This window comes from Kordiimonas laminariae (genome assembly GCF_023008165.1).
GTDB classification, from domain to species: Bacteria; Pseudomonadota; Alphaproteobacteria; order Sphingomonadales; family Kordiimonadaceae; genus Kordiimonas; species Kordiimonas laminariae.
On the sequence record NZ_JAKQZA010000006.1, the window covers coordinates 67,685 to 92,013 of the forward strand.

General features: G+C 43.8%; 20 protein-coding genes. 1 reads left to right on the forward strand and 19 read right to left on the reverse strand.

Going from position 1 to position 24,329, the window contains the following annotated elements; genetic code table 11:
* Position 1: 1 nt before the first annotated feature.
* The 13 genes from MF542_RS13315 to MF542_RS13375 all read right to left on the reverse strand — a co-directional run bounded on the left by MF542_RS13315 (position 2) and on the right by MF542_RS13375 (position 15,625).
* Entirely contained in the window at positions 2-1,039 is a 1,038-nt protein-coding gene (locus tag MF542_RS13315; protein ID WP_247020265.1) for a FemAB family XrtA/PEP-CTERM system-associated protein, read from the reverse strand.
* Positions 1,040-1,041: 2 nt separating this feature from the next.
* Positions 1,042-1,950 carry an XrtA system polysaccharide deacetylase gene (locus MF542_RS13320; protein WP_247020266.1) on the reverse strand — a complete coding sequence of 303 codons (909 nt, stop codon included), beginning with the start codon at positions 1,948-1,950 and terminating at the stop codon, positions 1,042-1,044.
* Positions 1,940-2,992 carry an XrtA/PEP-CTERM system-associated ATPase gene (locus MF542_RS13325; protein WP_247020268.1) on the reverse strand — a complete coding sequence of 351 codons (1,053 nt, stop codon included), beginning with the start codon at positions 2,990-2,992 and terminating at the stop codon, positions 1,940-1,942. Before MF542_RS13325 ends, MF542_RS13320 begins: the two co-directional genes overlap by 11 nt.
* A 6-nt stretch (positions 2,993-2,998) precedes the next feature.
* Positions 2,999-4,408 carry a TIGR03016 family PEP-CTERM system-associated outer membrane protein gene (locus MF542_RS13330; RefSeq protein WP_247020270.1) on the reverse strand — a complete coding sequence of 470 codons (1,410 nt, stop codon included), beginning with the start codon at positions 4,406-4,408 and terminating at the stop codon, positions 2,999-3,001.
* 74 nt (positions 4,409-4,482) lie between these two features.
* Positions 4,483-5,586 carry an XrtA-associated tyrosine autokinase gene (locus tag MF542_RS13335; protein WP_247020272.1) on the reverse strand — a complete coding sequence of 368 codons (1,104 nt, stop codon included), beginning with the start codon at positions 5,584-5,586 and terminating at the stop codon, positions 4,483-4,485.
* Positions 5,587-5,603: 17 nt separating this feature from the next.
* Positions 5,604-7,229, reverse strand: coding sequence for an XrtA system polysaccharide chain length determinant (locus MF542_RS13340; RefSeq protein ID WP_247020274.1), 1,626 nt, complete (start codon positions 7,227-7,229; stop codon positions 5,604-5,606).
* Positions 7,230-7,274: 45 nt separating this feature from the next.
* Entirely contained in the window at positions 7,275-7,907 is a 633-nt protein-coding gene (locus MF542_RS13345; protein WP_247020276.1) for an XrtA/PEP-CTERM system exopolysaccharide export protein, read from the reverse strand.
* Positions 7,908-8,024: 117 nt separating this feature from the next.
* The gene (locus tag MF542_RS13350; protein WP_247020278.1) at positions 8,025-8,180 is read right to left on the reverse strand and encodes a hypothetical protein; all 156 of its coding nucleotides are present in this window, start codon (positions 8,178-8,180) and stop codon (positions 8,025-8,027) included.
* Positions 8,181-8,191: 11 nt separating this feature from the next.
* Entirely contained in the window at positions 8,192-9,199 is a 1,008-nt protein-coding gene (gene galE / locus MF542_RS13355) for a UDP-glucose 4-epimerase GalE (protein ID WP_247020280.1), read from the reverse strand.
* Complete coding sequence (locus tag MF542_RS13360; RefSeq protein WP_247020282.1) at positions 9,183-10,436, reverse strand: glycosyltransferase; 1,254 nt, start codon at positions 10,434-10,436, stop codon at positions 9,183-9,185. Before MF542_RS13360 ends, galE begins: the two co-directional genes overlap by 17 nt.
* Complete coding sequence (gene prsT / locus MF542_RS13365; RefSeq protein WP_247020284.1) at positions 10,390-13,200, reverse strand: XrtA/PEP-CTERM system TPR-repeat protein PrsT; 2,811 nt, start codon at positions 13,198-13,200, stop codon at positions 10,390-10,392. The genes MF542_RS13360 and prsT overlap by 47 nt, the downstream gene beginning before the upstream one ends.
* Positions 13,201-13,219: 19 nt before the next feature.
* Positions 13,220-14,608 (reverse strand): TIGR03013 family XrtA/PEP-CTERM system glycosyltransferase, encoded by a 1,389-nt coding sequence (locus MF542_RS13370; RefSeq protein ID WP_281501697.1) that lies wholly within the window; start codon positions 14,606-14,608, stop codon positions 13,220-13,222.
* Between the two features lie 108 nt (positions 14,609-14,716).
* Positions 14,717-15,625 (reverse strand): nicotinate-nucleotide--dimethylbenzimidazole phosphoribosyltransferase, encoded by a 909-nt coding sequence (locus tag MF542_RS13375; protein WP_247020288.1) that lies wholly within the window; start codon positions 15,623-15,625, stop codon positions 14,717-14,719.
* 161 nt (positions 15,626-15,786) lie between these two features.
* Between MF542_RS13375 and MF542_RS13380 the strand changes: the two genes are divergently transcribed.
* Positions 15,787-18,081 carry a hypothetical protein gene (locus MF542_RS13380; protein WP_247020290.1) on the forward strand — a complete coding sequence of 765 codons (2,295 nt, stop codon included), beginning with the start codon at positions 15,787-15,789 and terminating at the stop codon, positions 18,079-18,081.
* Positions 18,082-18,157: 76 nt separating this feature from the next.
* Here the strand turns inward: MF542_RS13380 and MF542_RS13385 are convergent, their stop codons facing one another.
* From MF542_RS13385 to bufB, 6 genes are all read right to left on the reverse strand, one after another.
* On the reverse strand, positions 18,158-18,559 hold the full coding sequence (locus MF542_RS13385) for a helix-turn-helix domain-containing protein (protein WP_247020291.1): 402 nt from the start codon (positions 18,557-18,559) through the stop codon (positions 18,158-18,160).
* Between the two features lie 254 nt (positions 18,560-18,813).
* A complete protein-coding gene (gene pepN, locus MF542_RS13390; protein ID WP_247020293.1) occupies positions 18,814-21,396 on the reverse strand; it encodes an aminopeptidase N in 2,583 nt (860 codons plus the stop codon).
* Between the two features lie 46 nt (positions 21,397-21,442).
* Positions 21,443-21,934, reverse strand: a complete 492-nt coding sequence (locus MF542_RS13395; RefSeq protein ID WP_247020295.1) for an Lrp/AsnC family transcriptional regulator — start codon at positions 21,932-21,934, stop codon at positions 21,443-21,445.
* A gap of 109 nt (positions 21,935-22,043) precedes the next feature.
* Positions 22,044-22,715 (reverse strand): DoxX family protein, encoded by a 672-nt coding sequence (locus tag MF542_RS13400; protein WP_247020297.1) that lies wholly within the window; start codon positions 22,713-22,715, stop codon positions 22,044-22,046.
* 13 nt (positions 22,716-22,728) lie between these two features.
* Positions 22,729-23,424 (reverse strand): HvfC/BufC N-terminal domain-containing protein, encoded by a 696-nt coding sequence (locus MF542_RS13405; protein WP_247020299.1) that lies wholly within the window; start codon positions 23,422-23,424, stop codon positions 22,729-22,731.
* Positions 23,417-24,298: an MNIO family bufferin maturase gene (bufB, locus tag MF542_RS13410; RefSeq protein ID WP_247020301.1), complete on the reverse strand. Its 882-nt coding sequence runs from the start codon at positions 24,296-24,298 to the stop codon at positions 23,417-23,419. The genes MF542_RS13405 and bufB overlap by 8 nt, the downstream gene beginning before the upstream one ends.
* Positions 24,299-24,329: the final 31 nt, after the last annotated feature.

A 24,329-nucleotide genomic window follows, 5' to 3' on the forward strand; every position in this document is an offset into this window, starting at 1 on the left:
CTTACCCCAGATGCCTGGCAATTGGGGGCCCAAGAATATTTGCCACAGGAAGAGGCAACTTCTTCCAAACCTTTACCATCAGCTCAAACTTTTTGTTCTGAGGGCTGATTTCTTTCCGTTCCTCCCCCTCTTTTAAGCGGAATTGATAATTCAGTGGAATTGGCTCGAATCCCCAATTCTTTTTGAACTTATAAGGCCCGGTTCCTACCTTACTGCGCCCGAAATCGTAGACCTTAAAACCATTCTTTGCAGAACGCACCATTAACTCATAATACATGAAATCATGGGCACCGTATAAACGTGCTTTTGCGTTTCCACCTGCATAATAAGGAAGAATATGGTCGTTATGATAAAAAGTCATCAAGCTGGCAATTGCCTCACCTTCAGGAGAGTAGACAATCTGAATATCTGTTTCTTTTTCAAATACTTCCAGAAATTCCCTAAACAACTTCTTCGGAAAAACAGGCGTCCCCAAATTACGAACACTTTCTGCGTATAGCGCATAAAAGGTATCTAAATCTTTTTCCCAGGAGCAGTGCAAACCATGCTTCAAAGACTTCCGAACAACTGCACGCTGTTTTCTTGGGATATCCAACAGAATATCTTCAGCTGTTTCTTTCAGTTCCTTCTGAAAACTGGCGGCAACGCCTGTTTCAGTAACCCAACCTTCAAAAGATGAAGACTGGATTGTCCGATATTCGAGGCTATTTGCACCGCTTTCGCGGGTAATTTTCCATGCTTTTTCATTAAGTAGTGATAGCGCTTTTTCACTTACAGACAACGGCCCGCCATAAACCGCAAACATGCTTGAAATTGCGGCCTTACCAAAAAGAAAACTATCACGAATACTTAGAGGAAGAGTACCAACTACCTGTCCACCAGATAACGCGACCAAATACGGGCATTTTTGCCCTGTCCCCGCTTCTAGAACTGCTTTCCAGCCATAACGATGGCAAAAAGTGCCATCTGGATGATCACTAACAAAGGCATCCCACGAGGCACTATCCTCATCGGTAGCCTCTCTGATGATGATATCCATACCTAGTCCTCTTGAAGCAGATCAGCATATATGTTTTCCATGCTATCCCACTGAAACGCATTAAACAATTTTATTAATTTTAGAGGGAGTTGTGCTTGCCCCTGATAATGGCGGAACCGCGAAAGCCACGGAGCTTCAGCTACATAAGGCTGGCCCAGATCCATTTCCCAGGGGTGCATATAAAAAATACCCGGCGAAGATGCCTGCTCAGCCCCCTTAGATAATAAATACTTCGATAGAAAATAAGGAAGCAGCCGAAAATAACCGCCGCCTGAGGCTGGCAGCCTCTTGAATGGCATATCACATACCGTGAGAGGGATTTCCAGTATTCCGTCTCGGCCTGCGGGATAAAATGGTTGCCGGGGCGCAGTAGCTAAACCGTAATGGTCAGTTTTCACAGGATAAAGACTAGAAGAATATCTAAAACCAGCTTCTTTTAGTTCATCGTACGCCCACCATACATTTGGGGTCAGAGAAAAACTTGGTGCTCGGTAACCTAAAACAGGTTGTCCACTTGCTCGTTCAAGCAATTCTTTGGAAGCCCGTACTTCACTTCTGAACTCTTCACGGGACATAGTAAAAAGACGCTGATGTGCCATTCCATGGCACCCCACTTCATGACCTGCATCCGCAATTTCCTTAATTAAAGATGGAACACGCTCAGCTACCCATCCTAAACAAAAGAAAGTACCTGTAATCTCATACTTTTTCAGAAGCTTAAGAATATTACGTGTTTGCAATTCAACACGACTTTCAAGTTCAGGCCAATTTTCAGTGGAAAAGGTATTTTCAAAAGCCCCGACCTGAAACCACTCCTCGACATCCACAGTAAAAGACTGCCTCTGAAGAGGTGCCAAAGAAGACAAGTCCGCTTTCATAAACTTGTCTTCGGAAAATTTGTTAGCTGTCATCGCCTTTACTACCGCCAGCCGCTAGTTGAGCCATAATACTGGTAAGCTTTTGCAGGGTTTCATCCTGCGATTTCATCATGTTCTCAAGCTTATCCATGCGGTTTTCCATTTCCTCAGCACTTTTACCGCCAGACGCTTCAAGAGGAATGGTTGCATCATTCTGACGATTTACTGGTGGAGGCATTTGAGACTGAACAGGACGAGCAGATGAAACAGCTTGAACCGGACGTTGATCAGTCGCCATATCCGACACAACTGCCCTGATAACATCAGCATCAATCTCGTGGATTTCCTCAAGGGCACCATAAAGCAGAACCCGAGAGCACAAAGTATTCAGACGACGCGGTACGCCCTGACATTGATTATAAATTTCTTCTACAGCATCTACTGTAAAGCAGGGATCATTATCCCAACCAACGAGGCGCAGGCGGTGCTCAATATAATAAGCAAGTTCTTCCTGTTCCATTGGCTCAAGATGGTGTGTCGCGATCACTCGCTGGCGAAGCTGCTCAAGCTCAGGAGCCGCAAAAATACGCTCACGGAACTCAGGCTGCCCAACAAGGAAGCTTTGGATAAGCGCTTTATCACCTTCCTGAAAATTAGAAAGCATACGCATTTCTTCCAGCGCAGCGTTCGATAGGTTTTGTGCTTCATCAACTACAAGAAGTGCCCTGCGCCCCATGGCATATTGTTCACGTAAATGACGTTCAAGGCGGGACAGCAGCTGCCCTTTATCATCCGCCTGCGCATCAAGCCCAAAGGCCGCTACAACGCTACGCAATAGATCTTCCGCGCTAAGCTGCGTACTCACGATCATTGCGGCAATAAATTCATTACGGTCAAGGGTGTCAAACAGGTGGCGAACTAGCGTTGTTTTACCAGTACCAATATCACCCGTTACAATGATGAATCCTTCCCCTTGATTCAAACCATAGCTCAGATACGCCATCGCTTTTTTATGTGTGCGTGAACTGAAATAAAATCGCGGGTCCGGCGTTAACTGGAAAGGGCGTCCCTGAAGATTATAAAAGCTTTCATACATAACTAATCAGAATGTCCCTCTTAAATACAACGTTAGAGCATTTTCTTCCAAATCTGCTCCTTGTTCACTCGACTGTCTTTCACTATGAGTGAAATTTATAGATGCCCGAAAATATTCCGAGATAGTTTTCGACCAATCTAGACTACCAACTATGAAGTCGTCTACCCTTGTTTGACCTTCAAAGCGACTTCTACGATAACTTAATCCTGTTTCGAGTGTAGTTTTTCTATCAATTTCATGTATCCATCGCCCTGAAACACCATATGATTTAGCTGTACCTGAATCATTGTCAAATGTTCGCCATTCAGCATCGGCAGAGATAAATGCCCTGTCTCGCTTGTGCCGCCATGTTAAGGTCCCTCTCAGGCTCCTGCGGCGGAAATCAATATCAGAGAATGAAAATCGAGGATCAGTTTCATCAACAGGAATTCCCTGCGGATCAACCAAACCAAGCTCTTGATCAAATCGAAACCCCTGTAAGTCATTGTTCGTCAAAAGCGTATTGGCAGTGATGGTATCAGAGTAAGTGCCCAAGAAATCCAAACGTTTGGTGAAGAAATACTGAAGATTTCCGCTCCAGGTCGTACGGTCTCCAGTTTTACCACCCGTTAATGTAAGGTCCAATTTACGGCCAGGTGTCCAGCGGAAACCTGTTTCCCAACCGAAACCCTGCTGGTTAAGTACTGCATTTTGGAAATCATTATTTGAGTAGCTAAGATTACCAATTAGCTGAAAATGACGATTAAACTTGTAGATCAACTCTGCGAAGGCGTTCTGATCTTTAAAGTCATTCGACTGCTCAAGATTACGAAGCACCTGACGGTGAGAAACACCAACACGCCATGAAAAATTATTAAATCTGTTACCCGACCCAACAGTTGCGTTCAATTCGTGGGACTTGGTATCTGAGAAGTTAATCGTCAGTGTTTCATCTTCGAGGTTATCTGCTGGAGAGAACTGCAAACCAAAGCGGTAATTGATGCGCCAATCAGCGAAGTTGCCCAAACCACCTCGCAGCAGAGCTGAAGTAGTATAGGTTTGCAGTGCACGTCTGTTATTTGTTCTATTTGCAAAATTACTAGATAAACTTCCGCGTTGATTGAGGAAACGCTGTTCGATGCTACCTCTAGCGCCAATAAACAGATGATCTTCAATTACTTCAGCATCAAGGGAACCAAATAATTCTTGCCTAAAATCTGTTTCACCATCAGATAGGAAATAAAGATAATCGATTGAATAATCGATAGCAGCCTGCACTCTATTACCTTCATAGCGAGAGTTTAATCCCCCACCAAGGTTCAACACAACATCACCAGTGCGATTAGATTCCGTTAGGTTTACGTTATCGGTAAGTGTAATTCTGCCTTCAACGCGAGGGTCAAGCCATCTGTGCTGTGCCTGAGCTTCTTGGCTCATACTCAGAAACAGTCCGCCCCCTATAAGCAGATATAAAGGAAATGTTGGCTTTAAAACCGCCACAATAAATACCTTTAACGACCCCCATAGCCATAATAAGAAGCAAACTTCTTATTACTACCGCTATATCTGGTTTGGTTTAGTAACAAATTAATATTATCGCAAGCACTGATCATATTCAGGCTTTCTTTAATTTGTGGCTCTGTTGTTTGCTCAGCTTCGATAACAAAGACACACTGCCCCATATAAAGCGCAAGCACTGACGCCGCAGAACTTGCAAGGACTGGTGGGCTATCAAAAATAATTAAGCGGTCTGGGTATCTATTTGCCAACTCTTCAACAATCGTTTGCATACGTTCAGACGCAAGTAACTCTGTTGTAAGGTTGTGTTGCCGGCCAGCAGGCAGCAGAACCAAATTGGGTATATTTGTTCTGATTAGACAATCACCCAATTCAAGGTCTTCGTCTGCCACAACATCCATCAAGCCTCTACCGCCTGCAACACCCAGACGGTTTAGGACTTCAGGCTTCGAGAAGTCAGCGTCGATAAGAAGAACCGTTGTATCTTGCTCAGTTGCAATTGATAGAGCCAGGTTGATAGTACAAAATGTCTTACCTTCGCCTGGATTAGAGCTGGTAACCAAGATAACGTTACTATTTTTATCTCTCTGAACACCTTTGGAAAAAGCGTTTAGAAGAATGGAACGTTTGATAATCCTGAATTCTTCCGACATTAAGTTTGGCGGCATATCCGGAGTAATGTATCCACCTTCACGCAAAGCAACCAAATCAACTTCTTCCTCTCGCCTTTTTTGTCTGCGAGGTGCCGATAAATTCGACTGCTGGGGCTGTTCCTCTTTCCCTGCTGCAGGCTTCTCATCAGATAAAGAGGTTTCGTCAGCCCTCTCTTCTTTAGAGGCAATGCGGGGTTGCTTTACCGCATCAGGGTCATAAGCCCCGATCCCCTTAAACACTTTAGGTTCAGCGTTGTTTTCGTCACCGGCCAAAGCAGGATTTAAAGAAGAAGGATCTCTTTTATCGGAAGGTTCCAGCTTACTTTTTGGTACGCCCAAACCAGGCGCTACAGGCGCACCTGATAATTCAGCTGCACGCTCTACAAGCGAAACACCTTTTTTCTTTTTTTCTTCTTTCTTATTGGCTCGTTCAATCAAGTCCATAAATACTACTCTTTACCTTAGCCAACCGATGGCGCACCGAAGATATCGAAAGCGACAAACACCGCAAATACCACGAATAACAATAAGAACGCCCCTGCAAAGCCCAGAAGCTCCACACTCCGTTTCTTACTTTCATCTTCTGAAATCGTTTTTGATACGTTGCCTAGAACTGGTAGATCAAAATGGCTACGTAGTTGCTCAACTGTAACGATGACAGGGCGAAGCTGTGACAAAATAATTGCTGTAGCCAAGCCAGAAACTAAACCACCTACCAGTATAAAACTTAAGAACAACAGACGTGGAGGCCCGACAGGGCTTTGAGGAACAACTGGTTCCTCGAGGATATTAAAGGAGAGGCTTTCATCTGCCCCTTCGATTTCTACCTGTAAATCAAGATCCTGTTTCTGGCTCAATAATTCTTCATACTGACGATTGATAGTAGAATAATCACGCTCTAACTGTGCAAGTTCAGCTTCCAATTCCGGAACTCGAAGCGCTTTTTCCTCCATCTCCTTAACGAGCGAGGTTTGATCAACTTCACGCTGCTCTAAGCTTCTGATCTGCGTGAGGTAATTAATGTTTTGCACAGTTAAGTCTTCATACAAACGGTTAGGTACTTCAGTACGGTTTGTTGATTTTTTCCCGGCCTTACCAGATGCTTTGATTTCACTTTCAATGGCTTCTAGCTCTTTGCGAGCCTCTTCTTTAACAGCATTAATCTGCCGTGTAAGGTTCACCACATCAGGGTGACGATCCTTAAGGCCCAAGCTCTTTAACTGGTCAAGCTTCTTACGAAGATCTGCAAGCCGCTCTTCATGCTCACTTTTATCAGAGCCTCCCCTCAGCCCTCTAGAAGCTGCTTGTGATAAAGTGGGAGGTACGTTTTTCAATTGCTCAAGAATTGTTTGTTGAGCAACTCTTAGTTCTGATATTTGACGACGTGTGTCCCGAAGGCCAAGCTGAGCTTGTTCAAGTCTTTCTACAAAGTTACCCTGTCCAAGGTACTCGAGATTATCCTGCCTGAATTTCGCTCTAATTCTATCGGCTTCGGATAAGCGTTCTTCATAATCCCTCAAGCTCTGCTGTAAAAGATCACGGGCTGAATCAATGTTATCAACGCTTGTTTCATCTCTGCTTTGAATAAATGCGTTTAACAGTTCATTTACAACATTACGTACGACTTCGGCGCGCTGTCTGTCGCTGAGGCGTTTATCGCTATTTTCATACTGAATTCGGTAAATACCGCCATCTAAAGAAACGATACGAATACTCTGCATCATATCGGAAATAAGAGCATTCCGATCAGCATCATTATTTACCAAACGGTCCAGATAATCTGACCTTCTGACGATACCTTCAAGATTTGGGCGTGTTACGAGTGTACGCCGAATAATATCTACACGGCGTGCCACATCAATTTTAATACCCAAACGATCGGCAATGGCAGGAAGAACCGTTTCAGAATTCACAAATACACGTGCATTAGCTTCGTAATTATATGGAAGCGTAGAAACACCACCCCAACCTAAAAGGCTTATAACCCACGCAGTAACCAACATATACCATCGCTTACGCCAAACACCGTAAGCAACGGTTTTAATCTGTTGATAAACATCGTGTAACCCAAGGCCTTGAGCAGCCATATTCGTTTCTCCTGAAGCAAAAAGCTTCGTTACGCCAACATCATACTACAAAATACTCTCAGGGATGATCAAAACATCACCCGGCAGGATTTTTACGTTTGCGTCAATTTCACCGTCTTTGATCAAATCTTCAATATGAACACTATATTCTTTTTGAACGCCATCTTCAAATCTAACGAGTGTAGCTCTATTACCAGCAGCAAATTCTGTCAGGCCACCAACTTGTATCATAACGTCCAAAAGTGTCATATTTGCGCGGTATGGAATAGATTGTGGGCTTGCTGCCTCACCAACAACACGTACCTGTTGCGAAAAAGGCCCAACAAAGTTCTGAACGACAACTGTTACGATAGGCTGTTGAATGAAAGCATCAAGAGCTTCTTCAATGGTGCGGGCCAACTCACTCGGAGTTTTGCCTGTCGCAGGCAGGTCATCAATAAGCGGCATAGATAAGCGGCCATCAGGACGAACTGTAACCGTTGTAGATAGCTCAGGATTACGCCAAACAAAGATATTCAAGCCATCTAAAGGGCCAATCAGGTAATTTGGCCCAGGACCTTCATTTGGCGGTACAAAAGGAGCTGGTGGCAGTTCCGGATGATCCGAGCAAGCAGATACAATTAAAACACCAAGAGACAAAACTGCCAATTTAATTGAACCAAAAAGTGTAGTTCGCACGTCTACGCCCTTCCCATCAAAGCTGCATAACTATTTACATCTAAGTAAATTTTATAAAATTAGACTTATCTAATACATAAATTTAATACTATCAACACTTGCAACTGAATTAATCAGTTAAGACTTGTCCATTTCAGTCTTTTCTTTCTTTACAGGTGTGAAGCGTTTATCTCGTTTCTGACCTTCATACTCGTCTTTATCATCATACCGAAAACACCAGAAAATAATGAAAGCATTCACCAGGCAAAAGAACATAAAATATAATGCTAACATTAACTTACCTTCTAATTTTGTTCTGTCTTACTGAGCCAATCAAGCGATGATCTGATTATTTTGTCTATACTATCATATTTAGGTGCCCAACCCAATTCGTCTACAAGGCTTGTATTATCAGCTACCACCTCCGGCGCCTCCCCTTCACGAGGAGCACCAAACACGTGTGGCACCTTTTCTCCAGACACTTGTTCTAAAGTATCAATCACTTCAAGAACACTAAGCCCTCTTCCGTAGCCAAGGTTATACAACGCACTTTTTGTTTTTTCCCTCAAATAGCTAAGCAAACCCACATGCGCTGAGGCCAAGTCTTGTACATGAATATAATCACGCACACCGGTGCCATCTCTGGTTGGTAAGTTATTTCCGAAAACAGTTAATGGAGGTACCACACCACGCATGGCATCAATAGCGCGACCAATCAAATGCACAGGCTTTTCCAGATACTGCCCATGTCGCCCTGACATATCTGCGCCTGCTACATTAAAGTATCTCAAAATACCATATTGCAGACCATGTGCTCTGTTAACGTCTATCAGTTGCCGTTCGGTAAATAATTTAGACCAGCCATAAGGATTGAGAGGCTCAGTATTAGCCTTTTCAGTTACCTTTTGTCCCTGCGGAACCTGACCGTAAACCGCGGCAGTAGAGGAGAAGATAAAACGCTCCACCCCTTTATTCACAGCCGCTTCAATTAAGAGTCTGCTACCCTCTGTATTATTATTGTAATACTTCAAGGGGTTAGAGATAGATTCATCGACCTTAATGGAACCTGCAAAATGCATAATGGAACGGACATGGTGGCGCTCGATAATCTGCTCCACCAACACTTGGTCGTGAACTTTACCTTCATAAAAAACGGTTAGTTCATGGAAAGGACAGATACGACCGGTAGATAAATCATCTAAAACTACAACATTATAACCAGCATCAAGTAAACATAAAACAGTCTGTCCGCCAATATATCCAGCGCCGCCAGTTACCAACACTGTTTCCGCAGTTTTATTTTTCTGTTCCATTATAGTCCCGAATAGCTTTTTCGAAAATCTGCATCTGCCCATCAGATGTAGCATGCCAATCAAAATTCTGCGCAAAGTCTCTCACGGCCTTACGCTCAGGTAAATTATTCAACAAGTCCTTCACCGCTTCTGCGATGTCTGAAGGTGTTTCACTGTCCACAACACGTCCCGCTACATCATCTGTTACAAGATCAGGGGCTCCCCCAATGGCCCTAGTAACAACGGGCGTGCCACATGCCATAGCCTCAAGCAATACATTGGCCCAACCTTCTCTATCAGATGGAAGTAACAAAACATCGCCGGAACTATATACTTCCGGCATCTGCTCTGGCGTTTGTTGTCCAACAAAAAATACCCGATCCGCAATACCGAGGCTGTCAGCCCTGCTTTCCATTTCAGCTCTTAGTGGTCCATCTCCAGCAATAATTGTCTGTAAATCAGGTATCAGATTTGTAACTTCTAATACCAAATCAATGCGCTTTCTAGGGATTAACCAACCGGCAAATACCATTGTAGGCTTACTGCCGTAGCGCGCACGTACCTCAGAGCGTCCCTTTTCCTGAAATCGCGTTAAGTCAACTCCATTTCTCAACGTCGTTATCTTATTGCCATCAACACCCATTTCCATGAGGTCGCGCTTAAGATTGTTACTCACTGTGATAACATGTTGTGCATTGTCAGCGGCTTCACAAATCATAGCTGCTGGTTTATTCATCAATCCAATCTCAGTTACGTCGCTACCACGCGCAGTCATTACAAATGGTAGATTAAACTCTCTGGCTAAATTTGATCCGGCAATTCCGTCTGGATACAAATAATGAGCATCAATAATATCAAACTTCATCCCCTTCTTTAACAGCTTGGATATCAAGCGCTTGGCGGAACGAAATAGAAGCCATGGAGTGAAAAGCATCCCGACCTTAGGGATAACAAGATATCGAGGGTGATAAACCGTAACGCCTTTTCTGACCTCCACCTTAGGCGCTGAAGCAGAACGACCATAGCTTCCAAAAACTTTCCCTTTAAAAGGAAACCAGGGAACTGGCGCAACCACTGTAACCTGAACACCCTTATGTGCTAGAAGATGTTGCATTCGATTTTCAACAAATATCCCTAGTGTCGGCTCCGCCCCATGAGGGAAAAGTGTTGAAAAAAGAAGAATATTCAATGGCTTGCCTGACAAAGTAAATCTAATATTCCAAGAGTTGAACTTGGCGTTTAGCTTCTTCAACGCCAACAAAACTATCATCTAGGTTGATAGCCTGCGTTAGATATCTACGAGCATTAGAGCGACTACCTTGTGCAAGATAGGCCATTCCTAAATGATATTTATAAAGTGCATTAGAAGGCGCTTTACGAACAGCTTTACTCAGCGCATCAATCGCCTTCTTTGTATCCCTATCCGCTTGAAGAAGTACCCAACCATAAACATCCAAAATATAAGGATCATCCGGCAGCACCAAATAAGCCCGTTCGGCTAATCTCGAACTTAGTTTATTTCCTCTACGCAGATATACCATAGCTAACCGAGCCGCTATTTCTGCATCCACAAGGCCAGTATTCAATATAATTTCATATTGGTGCCCGGCGCTTTCATCATCACCGATCTCTTCATAGTATCGCCCAAGAAGTGAGCGCACTATCCTACTATTTGGGTAGGCCGTGACGTACGTACGCAATTCAGAAACGGCTTCTTCTTGCTTACCTTGTTCCTTTAATGCACTAGCTAAGCCAATAATCACATCATCAGCTGGATATTTTCCAAGGACTTCACGATATGCCTTTTCTGCAGCAACAACCTCACCTGAGGCAAATAATAGTTTCCCGACAATACCAGCCAAGACATCATCAGGTCTTTTCTCATCTACAAGCGTGGAGAGCATTTTTTTTGCTACAGAGAATTGCTGCCCTTCCGCAAGACTTGCGAAAATATACCAGTTTACAACATCCTGATCGGGCTTATCTTCCGAAGCCTTTGCTGCTCGTTCAAAAGACATTCGAGCGCCAGTATATAGCCCCACTTGTAGCATGGCCCTACCATGCAGCATATGAGCTTCTCCTGAGGAAAAATTAAAGGCGGCATGTCTCGACAAAGGCCTTTCTGCTGCTTTAGGTTGCCCAAGGTCTAACAGCAGTTCTCCCATACGCTTTAATATTTCAGGTTTTTCTTCCGCCAAGATACTTGTAAAGCGAGCCTGTTCTATAGCTTTGGTCGTTATCCCCGCTTCACTCAGTGCTTGTGCATAATCAGCTGACAACTGTGCAGACCTAGGATATGCCCTGATTGCTTCCCGGAAGTAATCTACAGCTTCCCTTGCTTCACCCAGAGCTAACAAAGTACGCCCTAGAACAGCCTTCGAACGGCTATCATTAGGCTGGAAATCAAGTAATCTTTTTAAATCTCGCTCAGCTTCCGCATATTGCTGCAAACGGTAGTGTGCAAGAGCTCTGTTTCTATATGCAGCATAATAATCGCCATTTCGATCAATAGCGCCAGTATAAGATTTCACCGCGTCAGAAAACTTACCTAATCTATAAAACAAAGTGCCCTGAATATTGTATCCCAGAGCTCTATCTGGAGCATTATCAAGAATACGTTCGACAGTGGCTTTAGCACCTTCATAATCCTTATTTTTAAGCTGCATGCTTCCCAAAACACCAAGTTCTCTCAGCTCAGCTTCTCTGCCAGCAACGACATTAGAAAAAGAAGCTAATGCTTGTTCTGGCGCACCGTCTATATATGTAGCTAACGCAATACGGGCATCAAAATTACTTACTATATTCCCAGAAGCATCCCCTCCAAGTTCCGCAATCTTGTTGAGATATTGCTTACTTAGCTCAAGATCACCCGCAGAAGCTGCTGCTGTGGCCGCCATAGACCATAGCGAAACATCTGCCTTTCCACCTTCAGTCGCCAACATAGGCTCAAGAATATCAAGTGCAGCTCGAGACTGCCCTATCTTCATGTAAGCACCAGAAAGGGCTACACGAGTGGTGGTATTCCCAGGGCGTATTTCATAAACGCGTTTTAAATATCTTGCTGCTTCTTCAAAGCGTTCCAACTGATAGGAAACAAGACCACGCACGTACATAGCAGGCAAGTAATTATCAACAATCTGACGTGAACGGTTCAGATATGCATCTGCATCTTCATACTGCTTTTTCTGTGCGGAAATTACCCCAGACAGATATATAGCCATAGGCTGTCGAGGTGCCACCGAATATACTGTATCCAAATACTCTTCAGCTGCTGGTAAATCTCCTTTACCAATCATTAGCGAAGCCAACTCAAGGTTAGACATCAAATTACCAGAGAACAGATTCAGGGATTCTCTAAATCGCTGTTCTGCAAGCTCCAGATTGCCTTGATATTTAGCAATTAACCCACGCGTAAACTGCACCATGGTATTTTCCGGCGCTCGCTTAAAAGCCTCTTCTACAAGCGTGGCTGCGCCAGCTAAATTATCCTTTCTGAGTTCAAGACGAGATAAACCAAGATATGGTTCAAATGCAGTGTCATTCAGCTTTCTGGCTTGCTCATAATCCGCTTCAGCATTTTCATATCTCCGAAGTGCAAAACTAGCATCCCCAGACACAATAAAAGAATCTGCCAGAAATGTCTGAGGGATTGTTACACCTCTAAGTGCCTCCAAGGCAGCATTGTATTTGGATTGCAAAAGCAGGGATTTAGCGTAAAGAACCGAAGTCGCTGCATAATCTGCTCCAAACCTGCGAGCACGCTCCACAGCAGCTTCCGCAGGAATGCCAGCACCTGACCGCAGGTAGGTATCTGCCAATAGTAAGTACTTTTGAACTGCTACTTCACCGACTGCATCGATACCATTCAATAATGTTATTGCTCGTTCATAATCACGAGCAGCAACAGCATCCCTAACTTCTGAAAAACCATCCGCCTGTGCAAATGCCACGGAAGAAGTACTTAGCAACAAGGCGAGCATCAAACCCTTGGTTACAGAAAACTTTTTTCTTCTCTCAGGCAAGATACTCTCCATCAAATTCTTATCTAACACCGACAGGAAACAATACCACTCGTAATGTTTGCAGGATAATCAGTAAATCAAGAAAAATAGAATAATTTTTAATATAGTATAAATCGTATTCTAGCTTACGCTTGCTATCTTCAATTGAGGCACCGTAAGGATACTGGATTTGAGCCCAACCGGTAATACCTGGTTTCAAGCAATGACGCTCTTTATAGAACGGGATTTCCTTCTCAAGCTGATCAACGAAGAAAGGCCTCTCTGGTCTAGGCCCAACAAAGCTCATATCACCTCGGAACACATTGATAAGTTGAGGTAATTCGTCGATACGTGTGCGGCGCAGAAAGCCACCAATTTTCGTAATACGCGGGTCAGCTTCCTTAGCCCATTCTGGCCGCCCTTCTTTTTCCGCGTCCACTGTCATACTTCTGAATTTAAGCAGATTGAAGGTTTCGCCGTTAAGACCAACTCGTTCCTGCCGATAAAAAATTGGCCCTTTACTGGTGAGAGCAACGCCGATTGCTGCAAAAATCATCAATGGGATAGTCAAGAAAAGAACAAGCGAACTCACAGCAATATCAAGGACACGTTTCAACGCCCTCTCAAAATAGTTTCCACCTTTAAAGCCATCAGAAAAGATGATCCACTCTGCTTTAACGGATTCCAAATCCACATAGCCCCGAACCTGCTCGAAGAAGCTTAAACGGTCTTTCACCTCAATTCCTGATAACTTGCAGGAAATTAAAGCATCCACTGGCAACTCCTGTTTACCAGAACTGGCAATCAGAATTAATTCTGCATCGGAATTTCGCGCGAATTCATCAAACGCACCTATATCTTCAATGCTTTTAGCACCTGGAACTTCTACCTCTTGCCCAGGTAATGCAATCGTATCAATAATATTAAGGCCAGCTTCTTTTGCTTTAGAAGCATACTCCTTAAGTTCTACGCCGGCCTTACCAGCCCCAAGAACGATCACTTGGCGGTTTAAAAAGTTGGTATTCGAAAACTTTAAAAACAGCGCATGAACCAACATAACCAAAGCAAACGAAAGCGAGAGAGCTAACACCAAAATAGAACGCCAAAGCGGTAGCATAGGAAGGAAGTATAATAATGCTGATACCGCTACACTTACAGCAACAACAGAAACAACCAACCGTATAATGAAAACTCTTAAATCCCTTACGGCATCGGATTGATAACCACCAACTCCCAACAATACGGGTACCATAAATACTGGCACCAACACCTTAGCTACAACAGCTTGCAGACCTAATTCAAAAGGAAAATCAATTACGTAAAACCTAAGCCATTCAGCAAAGAACACACATGCTGTTATCACAACAAAGTCGGTGATAGCCAAAGCCAATTTAATGGGTGAAACATAATGGCGAAATATTCGAACCATGAACCTCTATGTCCTAATAGATCTACTCTCACGCCCCACAACCAAGTTAGGGTTAATAAAACGTTAGGGCAAGTATTTGTTCAGAATTACTTTTTTAGCAACAAAGAATTAATCCAATAGATCAAGACTGGCCTTCATAACCCCCTGCGCTATCGCAACAGAACAACCTGCATCAACGGGTGTAGTAAGATTCAGCAGTGGTTGTTTATGAATTTGCTCCATAATTGCTTCTTGTAAGTGATCTTGTGCTGCTGCTATTTTCACATGATCACAAGCCCCAACTTTAAGCGTTTCCAATAAAACAATAGCAGCCAGAGCGGCCCAGCCTTCGGCAATTACAGGCAAGCGGCGACTTCTGGCCGCGATAATCGCACCTACAGACGCAGCAATTTCACGTCCGCCGTACTTACGTAATACATCAAGAGGGCCTTCATCACTCTCTATGCCAGCAAGGTAGGTTTGCGATTTTCCAATCCACTCCTCATTTTGCCACAACCGTGCTTCCTGCAATGTTTGGCCTAAACATGACGCAATAAGTGTATATGAGCTTGCTTCAACACCAGGAGCGAGGCTCCCCAACCCCAATAAATGGCCCCCCGCGGCAGTTGCTTCCATGCCAAACGCTATCGCGGCCATACATTCCGATTCTGTCCAGTCTGAGTTAACTTCATGTGGAATTTCAGGCGCCATTTCGAGAACTCGAAGACCTATTCCGTTACCCACACACAATTTATTCACCGGAGCCTGCCCTTTTGAGGCGGCTGCAATAAACGTAGTTGCAGCTTCTGCATCATACCCGGAATATGAAGACGCCAGAACGCAAATATGCGTTTCGTTTACTGAAGGCTTTTTTGTCCCTTGCCACCCGGCCAACCAAGAAGAAAGTTCTTCAAGTTCAGATAGTTGAGAACCTTTCACATTTTGAAGTTCTTTAACTTTCCTCTCACCACAAGCATCAACAGCTGGTAATTGCTCAAGCAGGCTTTTCAAATCTTCAAAAGGTGTTTTTGTTTTCATGAGGAAGATCTTTTCTTTAATTCACGACAAATATTCAGGGTCAAATGGGCTTGTAACCCGCCTAAACTGTTTAGTTCAATGAATAAATAGCTAGAATTATTTTAAATACCAATGTAAATTAGAATGATTTCTCATTTAGGTGGCATGGAGTATGTTTACTAATGTTCGCAAGTAATAAATCTCTAGTGATCGCGACGTTGCTTACTGGCACAGCCGTAGCAACGGGCACTATCCTATACGGCATTCATAGCAGTGAAACACCGGAACTTGTTATTCTGGATGATACGCTCCCCCCGGTGATTGGAAATGGCTTGCTGCCGCCACCGGCAACATATGCTATGACCACGCCACCACCAAAAGAAATTCCGGGCATTCGACGTCTTAAAATCTCCCGACCAACCTTGCAGGGGGGAGAAAGCACTAATGAAGCTGATTTTTACCTGACTGGAACACGCAGCGCGGACCTAATCCGGAAACCAGTGGAAGCCCGTATTGAAACATTCCCATCCGTAACGCTTGAAGAGGCTGTGGAAGGTGCTCTCGCTGTTGATGAATGGGGTTTTCAGGTTGTTCAATCATATCTAAACCAAGCTATGGGCGATGCGGACGAGCTCAAGCGGCGAATGGATGCTCTACTTGCGAAGATCGAAGAAGTAGCTGGCGATTATGACCTGACCACAATTTCTGATGCTGCAAACCTAATTATTGAAGCAGGTGGCAGAACACACTGGACTGCCTTTATGTCTCCATTTGTTCTGGATCGTTCCTTCAAACTACAAGACGATGCTATCGGATGGGATTTAGGCCCGTCAAATTACGAACCTTATGACAAGTTTATCAGGGTGGGCTCTGAAAGTAAGATGCTCATTGGTGATAACATTAATGATGAAGGTGATACCGCGGGCCCTTCTATCTTGCGTAATGGTGTGCGTAATGTGGAGCAATTTGTAGCCTCTGGCCTGAAAAATGGCAGGTACCGCGTTGTTATCCTAACAGCACCTCGTCAAAATGGTTCAGCACCACTGTATCCATTCGGGGTAGATGTGAAAAGGAACGACGGTAAGATCAATATGGTTGATACGCGCGCCACCGACGATATCGTACCATTGATGAAGCTTTCCACAGAAGGCCCCGGTCGACTGACAGACGCTGGTGGTGAAGCAGCCTCATATCAGAATGGTGAAGTGAAATTTAGCCTTTCGGGCTCAAGTTCAGCTCCATTAATTGCTTCAGCGGACCCTTACATTACCCAAGGACGCTTAAGCAATACATACGGCAGCGCATCTTTAAGACTTCTTGAGCCTATGGCACAAGCAGGCCCTAACCTACTTCAGTCTGGTGGTGATAATTATAGACCATCTACAGGTCATATGCTTGTTACACGTGCAGAAGTAGTTGATGGCACACTTCGAATAAGTTTTCGTCAATTAGGTGGGCAAGACACATATGTAACTGCTGTAATTATCTATCCTGAAGCAGACACCAATATTGATGAAGAATTGGCAGAACAGGTTGTTGAGTTTATTCAGCGCATCGCTCCTGCGGCGGGTGAAAACTTAACGGCTGAGAATATTCTCAAAACTGATTTGCCTATCGTTGATGCGCGTGTCGTTTTCTCTGATGCGTCTGGCGGTCTACCAACGCCAGAAGCAGACGCTGCCACTCCTGAAGCTCCGGTAACAGGTGGTGGAGGAACACCGCCGACGGAAGAGGATGATACCCCGGAACCAGAACCAGATGGAACACCAGACATCGGTGCACCAAACGAGCCTGAGCCTGAGCCAACACCGGACCCTGAACCAGACCCTGAGCCGCCAACTACGCCGGACCCTGAACCAGAGCCACCAACTACACCGGACCCTGAGCCAGAGCCGCCAACTACGCCGGACCCTGAGCCAGAGCCACCAACTACGCCGGATCCTGAGCCAGAGCCGCCAACTACGCCGGACCCTGAGCCAGCCCCAGAACCAGACCCAGAACCACTGAGACTTGTTTTAGATGCTGGTGGTGGTGACGATGAGGTTTACGACCCGGTTACACTAGGTGAAGACTTTTTACTTGATGGTTGTGGATCTACATTTGAGAGTGAATTGGTTTGTAGCCTAACCGACAGTTCTGACTTCGAAATGGTATGGATTCTTGATGGTCAGGAGATTGGCACAGGTAGCCAATTAACTGTACAAACCGGCGAAGGAACGCTCTTTGATGAAACTGGTAATGTGAATATTACCATCCAAGTACGTTATGATGGCCGTCTACTAGATGATGGTGAAGTTCTAAATATTATCACAGGGGGCTCAGTATTCCTTCCGGGTGATATTATCTTCACGAGCCTGGATACTGCTATTATTAGCATTGTGGCAGCCGTACCTGAGCCGGGTGCCCTCTTCCTGTTGGCCCCTGCGCTCGCTTATGGTGTTCGTCGTCAACGTAAGAAAAAGAAAACACCAGCCTAAACCTGGCAATAGAGTTTTACTTAAAAAAAAGGCGCGAATAATATTCGCGCCTTTTCTTATTCTTTATTGGTATATTTTACATGCCGTATTCATCAACGCCGCTAGAAAGCAAACGAGCCAAGCCAAGTACCTTCTTGCGGATGCGTGGGTCTGCAATACGGTAATAAGCTTCTACAAGCTCTTGTGTTTCCTGCTTTTCAAAAGTTTCCTCGGTTAGTGCCTCTACAGATTCACTATAACCAGGAAGTTTTGTTTCAGCGCCTTCAAAGAAATATGCCACAGGTACATCAAGGGTAGTAGACATTCTAAATAGTCTGCTAGACCCGATACGGTTTGTACCACGTTCATATTTTTGAACTTGTTGGAAAGTCACACCCAATTCTTTACCAAGTTGAGTTTGCGACAAGCCAAGCATCTTACGGCGGGCGCGAACCCTTTGACCAACATGCACATCGATTGGATCAGGGTTTTTAATCATTCCACTCTCTCTCCGGTGATTGGCAATTTAATTATAAGCGTCAACCTGTATTAATGCTAGTTTTATTACAACCAGTCGTTTGATTACAGGCTACGATACAACACTTACAAACATGCCATTTTGTTATTAAACAAGATTGTTCATTGCCCCCACGCCGAGGCGCAAATTACATCTTTTTGTAATAAGAAGCAATATTTTCTATTACTCCTTTCATCTAAGCAATAACTATACTGTTATCTCTCAGAGTTTGCCCTTTAAGCTACTGATTTTTCACAAAGTTCCCGAACGTCATCACTCAATGAAGATGTATTCAACAAAGAGCTCAAACACTTTTTCATTAAATCAGCATTGTTTTTTGGTTGTTTTTGCCACCGTCCAAGCGGAGCAACTAGCTTAGCAGCTGTTTGCGGATTCTTTTTGTCCACTTCGGCAATAACATTAGCCAAAAACTTGTACCCTGCCCCATCTGCTGCATGAAACCCTCTCTGGTTTAAAAGGGAAAAGCTCATCACAAGCGAACGCAACCGGTTAGGGTTTGTATATGAAAAATCACTATGATTCGACAATTCTTTTACTAAGGACAATGTATCAATACGTTTACTTTGTGCCTGAACAGCGAACCATTTATCTATAACCAACTCATTTTCACACCACTGCTTATAGAAATCATCAAATATTTCCTGACGATAATCAAAATTGCTGTGCGATACCTCAATCAGCGCTGCTATTTGATCTGTCATGTTATCAGCATCATGATAATGCGTTTTTACAATCTGATCACCACCATCTACCAATGACAGGTAGGAAAGCACGCGATTTCTTAATCTGCGCTTACCTTTGGCTTGCTCAGATAATTCATAATCTGATTGCTTCAACTCGCTATAAATATCAATAAAGCGGTGTTTATTTCCTTCAGCAATTTCAACAAGCAAAGCCTCTCGCGCTATATGCAAACGCTCCACATCAAGCTCTGAAATTTTTTGCCCCACTTCCAACTCACTTGGAACGGAGATCAACTCAGCGAGCAGCGCAACATCCTGTAAATCCTGAGACAAACAGCCAGAAATAGCCTCTAAGTAAACCGGTCTACTTGTACTATCCACGCCTTCATATGCCGCGATTAAAACATCAGCCGCTAAAGTCTGCGCTGCTTCATAGCGAGCAAAAGCATCTGTGTCGCATTTAATCAAATGCGCCAATTCTCTTTCGTTATAATCTGATTTCACCAACACGGGAGCCGAAAAGCCTCGAAGAAAACTTAGAACAGCACCTTCGGGTACGTCTCTAAATACAAATTCTTGCATGGTTTCCGTTAACTGCAATAAACAGCTGGTACCGTTCCAGTTCCCCGGGCCTTCAACAGCAGGGGTAATTTCTTTACCACTGGCATCCAACCATCCAATAACAATCGGCATATGATTAGCTTTTTTAGTGGCTTGGCCAGGTGTTGCGGGACAGGCTTGTTCTAGCCTAAGAGAAACATCATTACCTTTTCTACGGCGCTCAAATGAAACTGTCGGTGTGCCTGCTTGAGAGTACCAAAGACGGAATTGTCTGAGATCCATCCCGCTAGCACTTTCCATAGCTTTGACAAAATCCTCACATGTCACAGCTTGTCCATCATGACGTTCAAAATAAAGATCCATACCATCACGGAAGGCTGATGCACCAATAAGGGTATGCATCATTCGAATAACTTCAGCACCTTTATTATAGACGGTTGCCGTGTAGAAATTATTGATCTCTACATATTTCTCGGGACGTACTGGATGCGCGAGCGGGCTTCCATCTTCCGGAAATTGAGAAAACCTAAGAGCCTTAACATCTTCGATCCGTTTTAAAGAACGAGATCCTAGATCAGCAGAAAACTCCTGATCCCGAAATACTGTAAGTCCTTCTTTAAGGCTTAACTGGAACCAGTCCCGGCACGTAACCCTGTTCCCAGTCCAATTATGAAAATACTCATGACCGATAACACCTTCAACATGTCCAAAATCAGCGTCTGTAGCTGTATACTGATCAGCAAGCACATATTTAGTATTGAAGATATTTAGCCCTTTATTTTCCATCGCTCCCATATTGAAATCTGATACTGCAACGATGTTATAGATATCTAGATCATACTCCAGACCATAAACATCTTCATCCCACTTCATCGAGCGCTGAAGCGCCCCCATAGCATATTCGCTACGTTCCATATCTTCGGGGCGTACATATATGTTCAGCTCAACAGTTTTACCGCTCATGGTAACAAAAGAGCTTTTGCGTTCTGCCAAATCGCCAGCGACTAAAGCAAATAGATAACTCGGTTTTGGATGAGGATCATGCCATTCAGCAAAATGGCGCCCACTCTCAAGGTCGCCATTTTCGCCCCTATTACCGTTTGCCAGTAGAACTGGATACCGGGCTTTATCTGCCTCTATTCGCACATCATAGCTCGCAAGCACATCTGGCCTGTCGAGAAAATAGGTAATATGTCTAAAGCCTTCGGCCTCACACTGGGTACAAAAATTACCCCCGGAATAATAAAGGCCCTCAAGACGTGTGTTTTCTTTCGGCTTTAGCTTTGTTTTTACGGTGAGTTCGAATACTTCAGGTACACTATGGATAACGAGAGCAGTATCTGTAAGAGAATAATCATTTGGAGAAAGTTGGCGCCCATCAAGCTCTATTGCTAGGAGCTCCATATATTGGCCGCCATCAAGCGTTAGTGTAGTTTCGCTTGGTATTGTTCTTCGAAACACCGATTTCGCTGTCACTATTGCGCTTTCATCAAACAGCTCAAATAACAGCGAAATTTTTTCAATTGAAAAAGTTGGTGTAGAATAATCCTTCAAAAAAATCTCTTTTTTTGAAGCAGGTGATACCAAGCTTGCGTCCAAGTTACCCTCTCTTGCGGCGATTTTTCGTATTTTCAACAGCATAGTCCAAAGGAAGCGCTGTTGTATATTTAATACGTTCCATCGCGAAGGAAGAACTCACGTCAGTAAGCTGAACTTTCTTGATCAGACTTTTATAAAATACGTCATAAGCTGCCATATCTGGCACAACTACACGCATCAAATAATCAATTTCGCCGCTCATGCGGTATAGTTCAACGACCTCAGGGAAATCACAAACCATTTCCGCGAATTCATCTAGCCACTCAAAATTATGCTCATTTGTTCGAATAGCGACAAAAACATCAAGAGGAACATTAACTTTGTTACGGTCAACAAGAGCGACACGGCGAGTGATATAGCCTTCTTGCTCAAGTATCTGAATACGACGCCAACAAGGTGTTGTAGAAAGACCTACAGCTTCAGCAATCTCTGCTGTGCTCATAGTTGCATCTTTTTGCAACAAATTTAATATCTTGCGATCAATTTCATCCATAAAACACCTCAACTTCGGCTTGTCAGCCGGTACTGGAAACAGATAGCTGCTTTTTAATATAATAATCCTTCACAGCTTCGCAAGAAGCCATGAAGGAACTTCATTTAAGCTATTTTTCGCCTTTGATCAAAAGGTTATCGAAAGATAGTTTTCCTGCACCAAGTAATGCAATTGGAAGAAGAGCTGCAAACCATGTTGCGTGATCAGCAAACATACCTGGATATACCAGTATTTGGATAAAGAGCGTCATTCCTAAAAGACCAAAAGCACCCAAACGAGCACCAATGCCAAACAAAATCATTAGCGGTAAAAATGTCTCTGCATAAAGTGCAAGCTGCCCCATAAATTCTGGGTCGATATAATCAATACCATACTCATCTTCAAACAATGATGTTGTGCTATCATTGATAGAGAAAAATGCACTTACATGGTCACCGAAAGATGGTTCGAACTGCTGCTGGAATTTTTCAGCAACACCAGCATCAGGAAACAGTTCAGAAGCTGTATCTACGATATCAGAAACATAGTATGTTTCTTCTTCATCCAAGTTTTCCTGAATAGTCGCTACAACGCTGTCATCCAGTGAAGCACCTTTTAGCGCCTCGATTACCTGATCGACCTCAAGTTCCGGATCAGTATCAATTGCGGCCGCTTTTGTCCGACCAGATTGATAAAAAATCTTTGCAGCCCATGCCCGCAAAAATAACAGGAAATAATCTTGTGTAGAAAAACGATTACCAAATTCAGTTAACTTGGCAAACAAAGATCTAATTTGTTCCACTTTCTTTGACCTTTCATGGCTCGCTAGCGAGCACAACTCCTTTAAGTGTCAAAGCATCTAACCCTACCATAGAAGCATTAACAGTCACATCTTCGAGATCATCCTCAAGAGTTTGAAGTAAAGCCTTCTCTTCCGTAGTCAGCGGATATAGCTTTATTTCACCACCATCAAGAACAACACATACAGTCTGTCCACCTTGTTCTAAATGAACAGCCTCCGGCATTAACTGCCCCTGCCCAACCATCCACAGGTTTAAAAGCGGATAATCACTTTCAATAATCCTGACATGAGGGTTAAGCATTAATTTATCTGCAATAGCAGAAATAGGACTTACATACTGTAACCGATGTATAGCCCATTCGATACGGATGATATCTGCTATATAGACAACATCTTCCGCATGCTCATAGTTTTCAAAAAAACCAGCAAATTCAGCGCCATATTCATCCAAAGCAGCTTCTCTGGGCGGATGTGCACGAATAAATTGCTTAATAGCTTCCCTCAGGAAAGCCTCCCCCACAAAATTTTCTGCGAGAGGGAAAACAGCCTGAAGGTTATCAGCAAGCGTTAGCAGAAAGTTATTCTGATACACCTGAAGACGTTGCTCTGGAGCAATTGCCCCGTCATTAACAACCGCAGGAAGAATGCCGGTTGAGGCATCACCCTGCTGAATAGCCAATCTGAAATTTTTCTGTAGTTCCTCAAGCATAGCGAGCAAGCTCCTGCTCTCCAGCTTGACGTTCCAAAATAGATTTTGCTTTTTCTGCCTCTGTCATCAACACCTGAAAGCTAGGGATATTGCTATCCCATTCAACAAGTGTCGGCACAGCGCCCGCTTCTGCGATGACGCGGCGATAAATATCCCAAACATCATCACACACAATACTGCCGTGATCATCAATAAGCAGAGGTGTTCCTTCCACATCTCGGATTGCATGACCTGCTAAATGAATTTCCTTTACTCTATCAAGAGGGAAATCATCTAAATAGCTATCCGTGTTCCAGTGCATGTTAGTGCCTGAAACATAAACATTATTTACATCAAGCAACAAACCGCAGTCTGTTTTCTCAGCAATAGTCGCCAAGAATTCAGGCTCTGGTATCTCGCTTTGTTCAAATGCCAAATAAGCGGAAGGGTTTTCTACCAAAATCTGCCGGCCTAAAGTCTGCTGCATAGTATCGACATTGTTTATAACAATCTGCAAACTTTCTTTATTCAAAGGAAGTGGTAACAGATCGCTAAGATAATACCCATCATGAACAGACCAAGCCAGATGTTCAGACACTAAAGCCGGATTATAGCGCTCAACAAGAGCACTAAATCGCTTTAAATGATCAGCATCCAAACCTTGAGCTGAGCCAAGAGACATGCCCACGCCATGAATAGAGAGGGCATAATTTTCCAGAACAGCCTCAAGGTACCGATGGTGAGCACCACCATCAGACATATAGTTTTCAGCATGCACTTCAAAGAAAGCCAAATCTGGTTGAGAATGTAAAACATCCTCGAAATGTTGGCTTTTCAAGCTCACGCCAACAGGCAAATTGCTGCTGGATAGTAAGTGAATGGGCTGTTTAACCATAATAAATAACCACTACCCAGCAACTAATTCA

Coding starts and splice junctions, on each gene's coding strand:
- MF542_RS13315 (WP_247020265.1), bottom strand. CDS start 1,039: ATGGATATCATCATCAGAGAGGCTACCGATGAGGATAGTGCCTCGTGG.
- MF542_RS13320 (WP_247020266.1), bottom strand. CDS start 1,950: ATGACAGCTAACAAATTTTCCGAAGACAAGTTTATGAAAGCGGACTTG.
- MF542_RS13325 (WP_247020268.1), bottom strand. CDS start 2,992: ATGTATGAAAGCTTTTATAATCTTCAGGGACGCCCTTTCCAGTTAACG.
- MF542_RS13330 (WP_247020270.1), bottom strand. CDS start 4,408: ATGAGCCAAGAAGCTCAGGCACAGCACAGATGGCTTGACCCTCGCGTT.
- MF542_RS13335 (WP_247020272.1), bottom strand. CDS start 5,586: ATGGACTTGATTGAACGAGCCAATAAGAAAGAAGAAAAAAAGAAAAAA.
- MF542_RS13340 (WP_247020274.1), bottom strand. CDS start 7,229: ATGGCTGCTCAAGGCCTTGGGTTACACGATGTTTATCAACAGATTAAA.
- MF542_RS13350 (WP_247020278.1), bottom strand. CDS start 8,180: ATGTTAGCATTATATTTTATGTTCTTTTGCCTGGTGAATGCTTTCATT.
- galE (WP_247020280.1), bottom strand. CDS start 9,199: ATGGAACAGAAAAATAAAACTGCGGAAACAGTGTTGGTAACTGGCGGC.
- MF542_RS13370 (WP_281501697.1), bottom strand. CDS start 14,608: ATGGTTCGAATATTTCGCCATTATGTTTCACCCATTAAATTGGCTTTG.
- MF542_RS13375 (WP_247020288.1), bottom strand. CDS start 15,625: ATGAAAACAAAAACACCTTTTGAAGATTTGAAAAGCCTGCTTGAGCAA.
- MF542_RS13380 (WP_247020290.1), top strand. CDS start 15,787: ATGTTCGCAAGTAATAAATCTCTAGTGATCGCGACGTTGCTTACTGGC.
- MF542_RS13385 (WP_247020291.1), bottom strand. CDS start 18,559: ATGATTAAAAACCCTGATCCAATCGATGTGCATGTTGGTCAAAGGGTT.
- MF542_RS13395 (WP_247020295.1), bottom strand. CDS start 21,934: ATGGATGAAATTGATCGCAAGATATTAAATTTGTTGCAAAAAGATGCA.
- MF542_RS13405 (WP_247020299.1), bottom strand. CDS start 23,424: ATGCTTGAGGAACTACAGAAAAATTTCAGATTGGCTATTCAGCAGGGT.
- bufB (WP_247020301.1), bottom strand. CDS start 24,298: ATGGTTAAACAGCCCATTCACTTACTATCCAGCAGCAATTTGCCTGTT.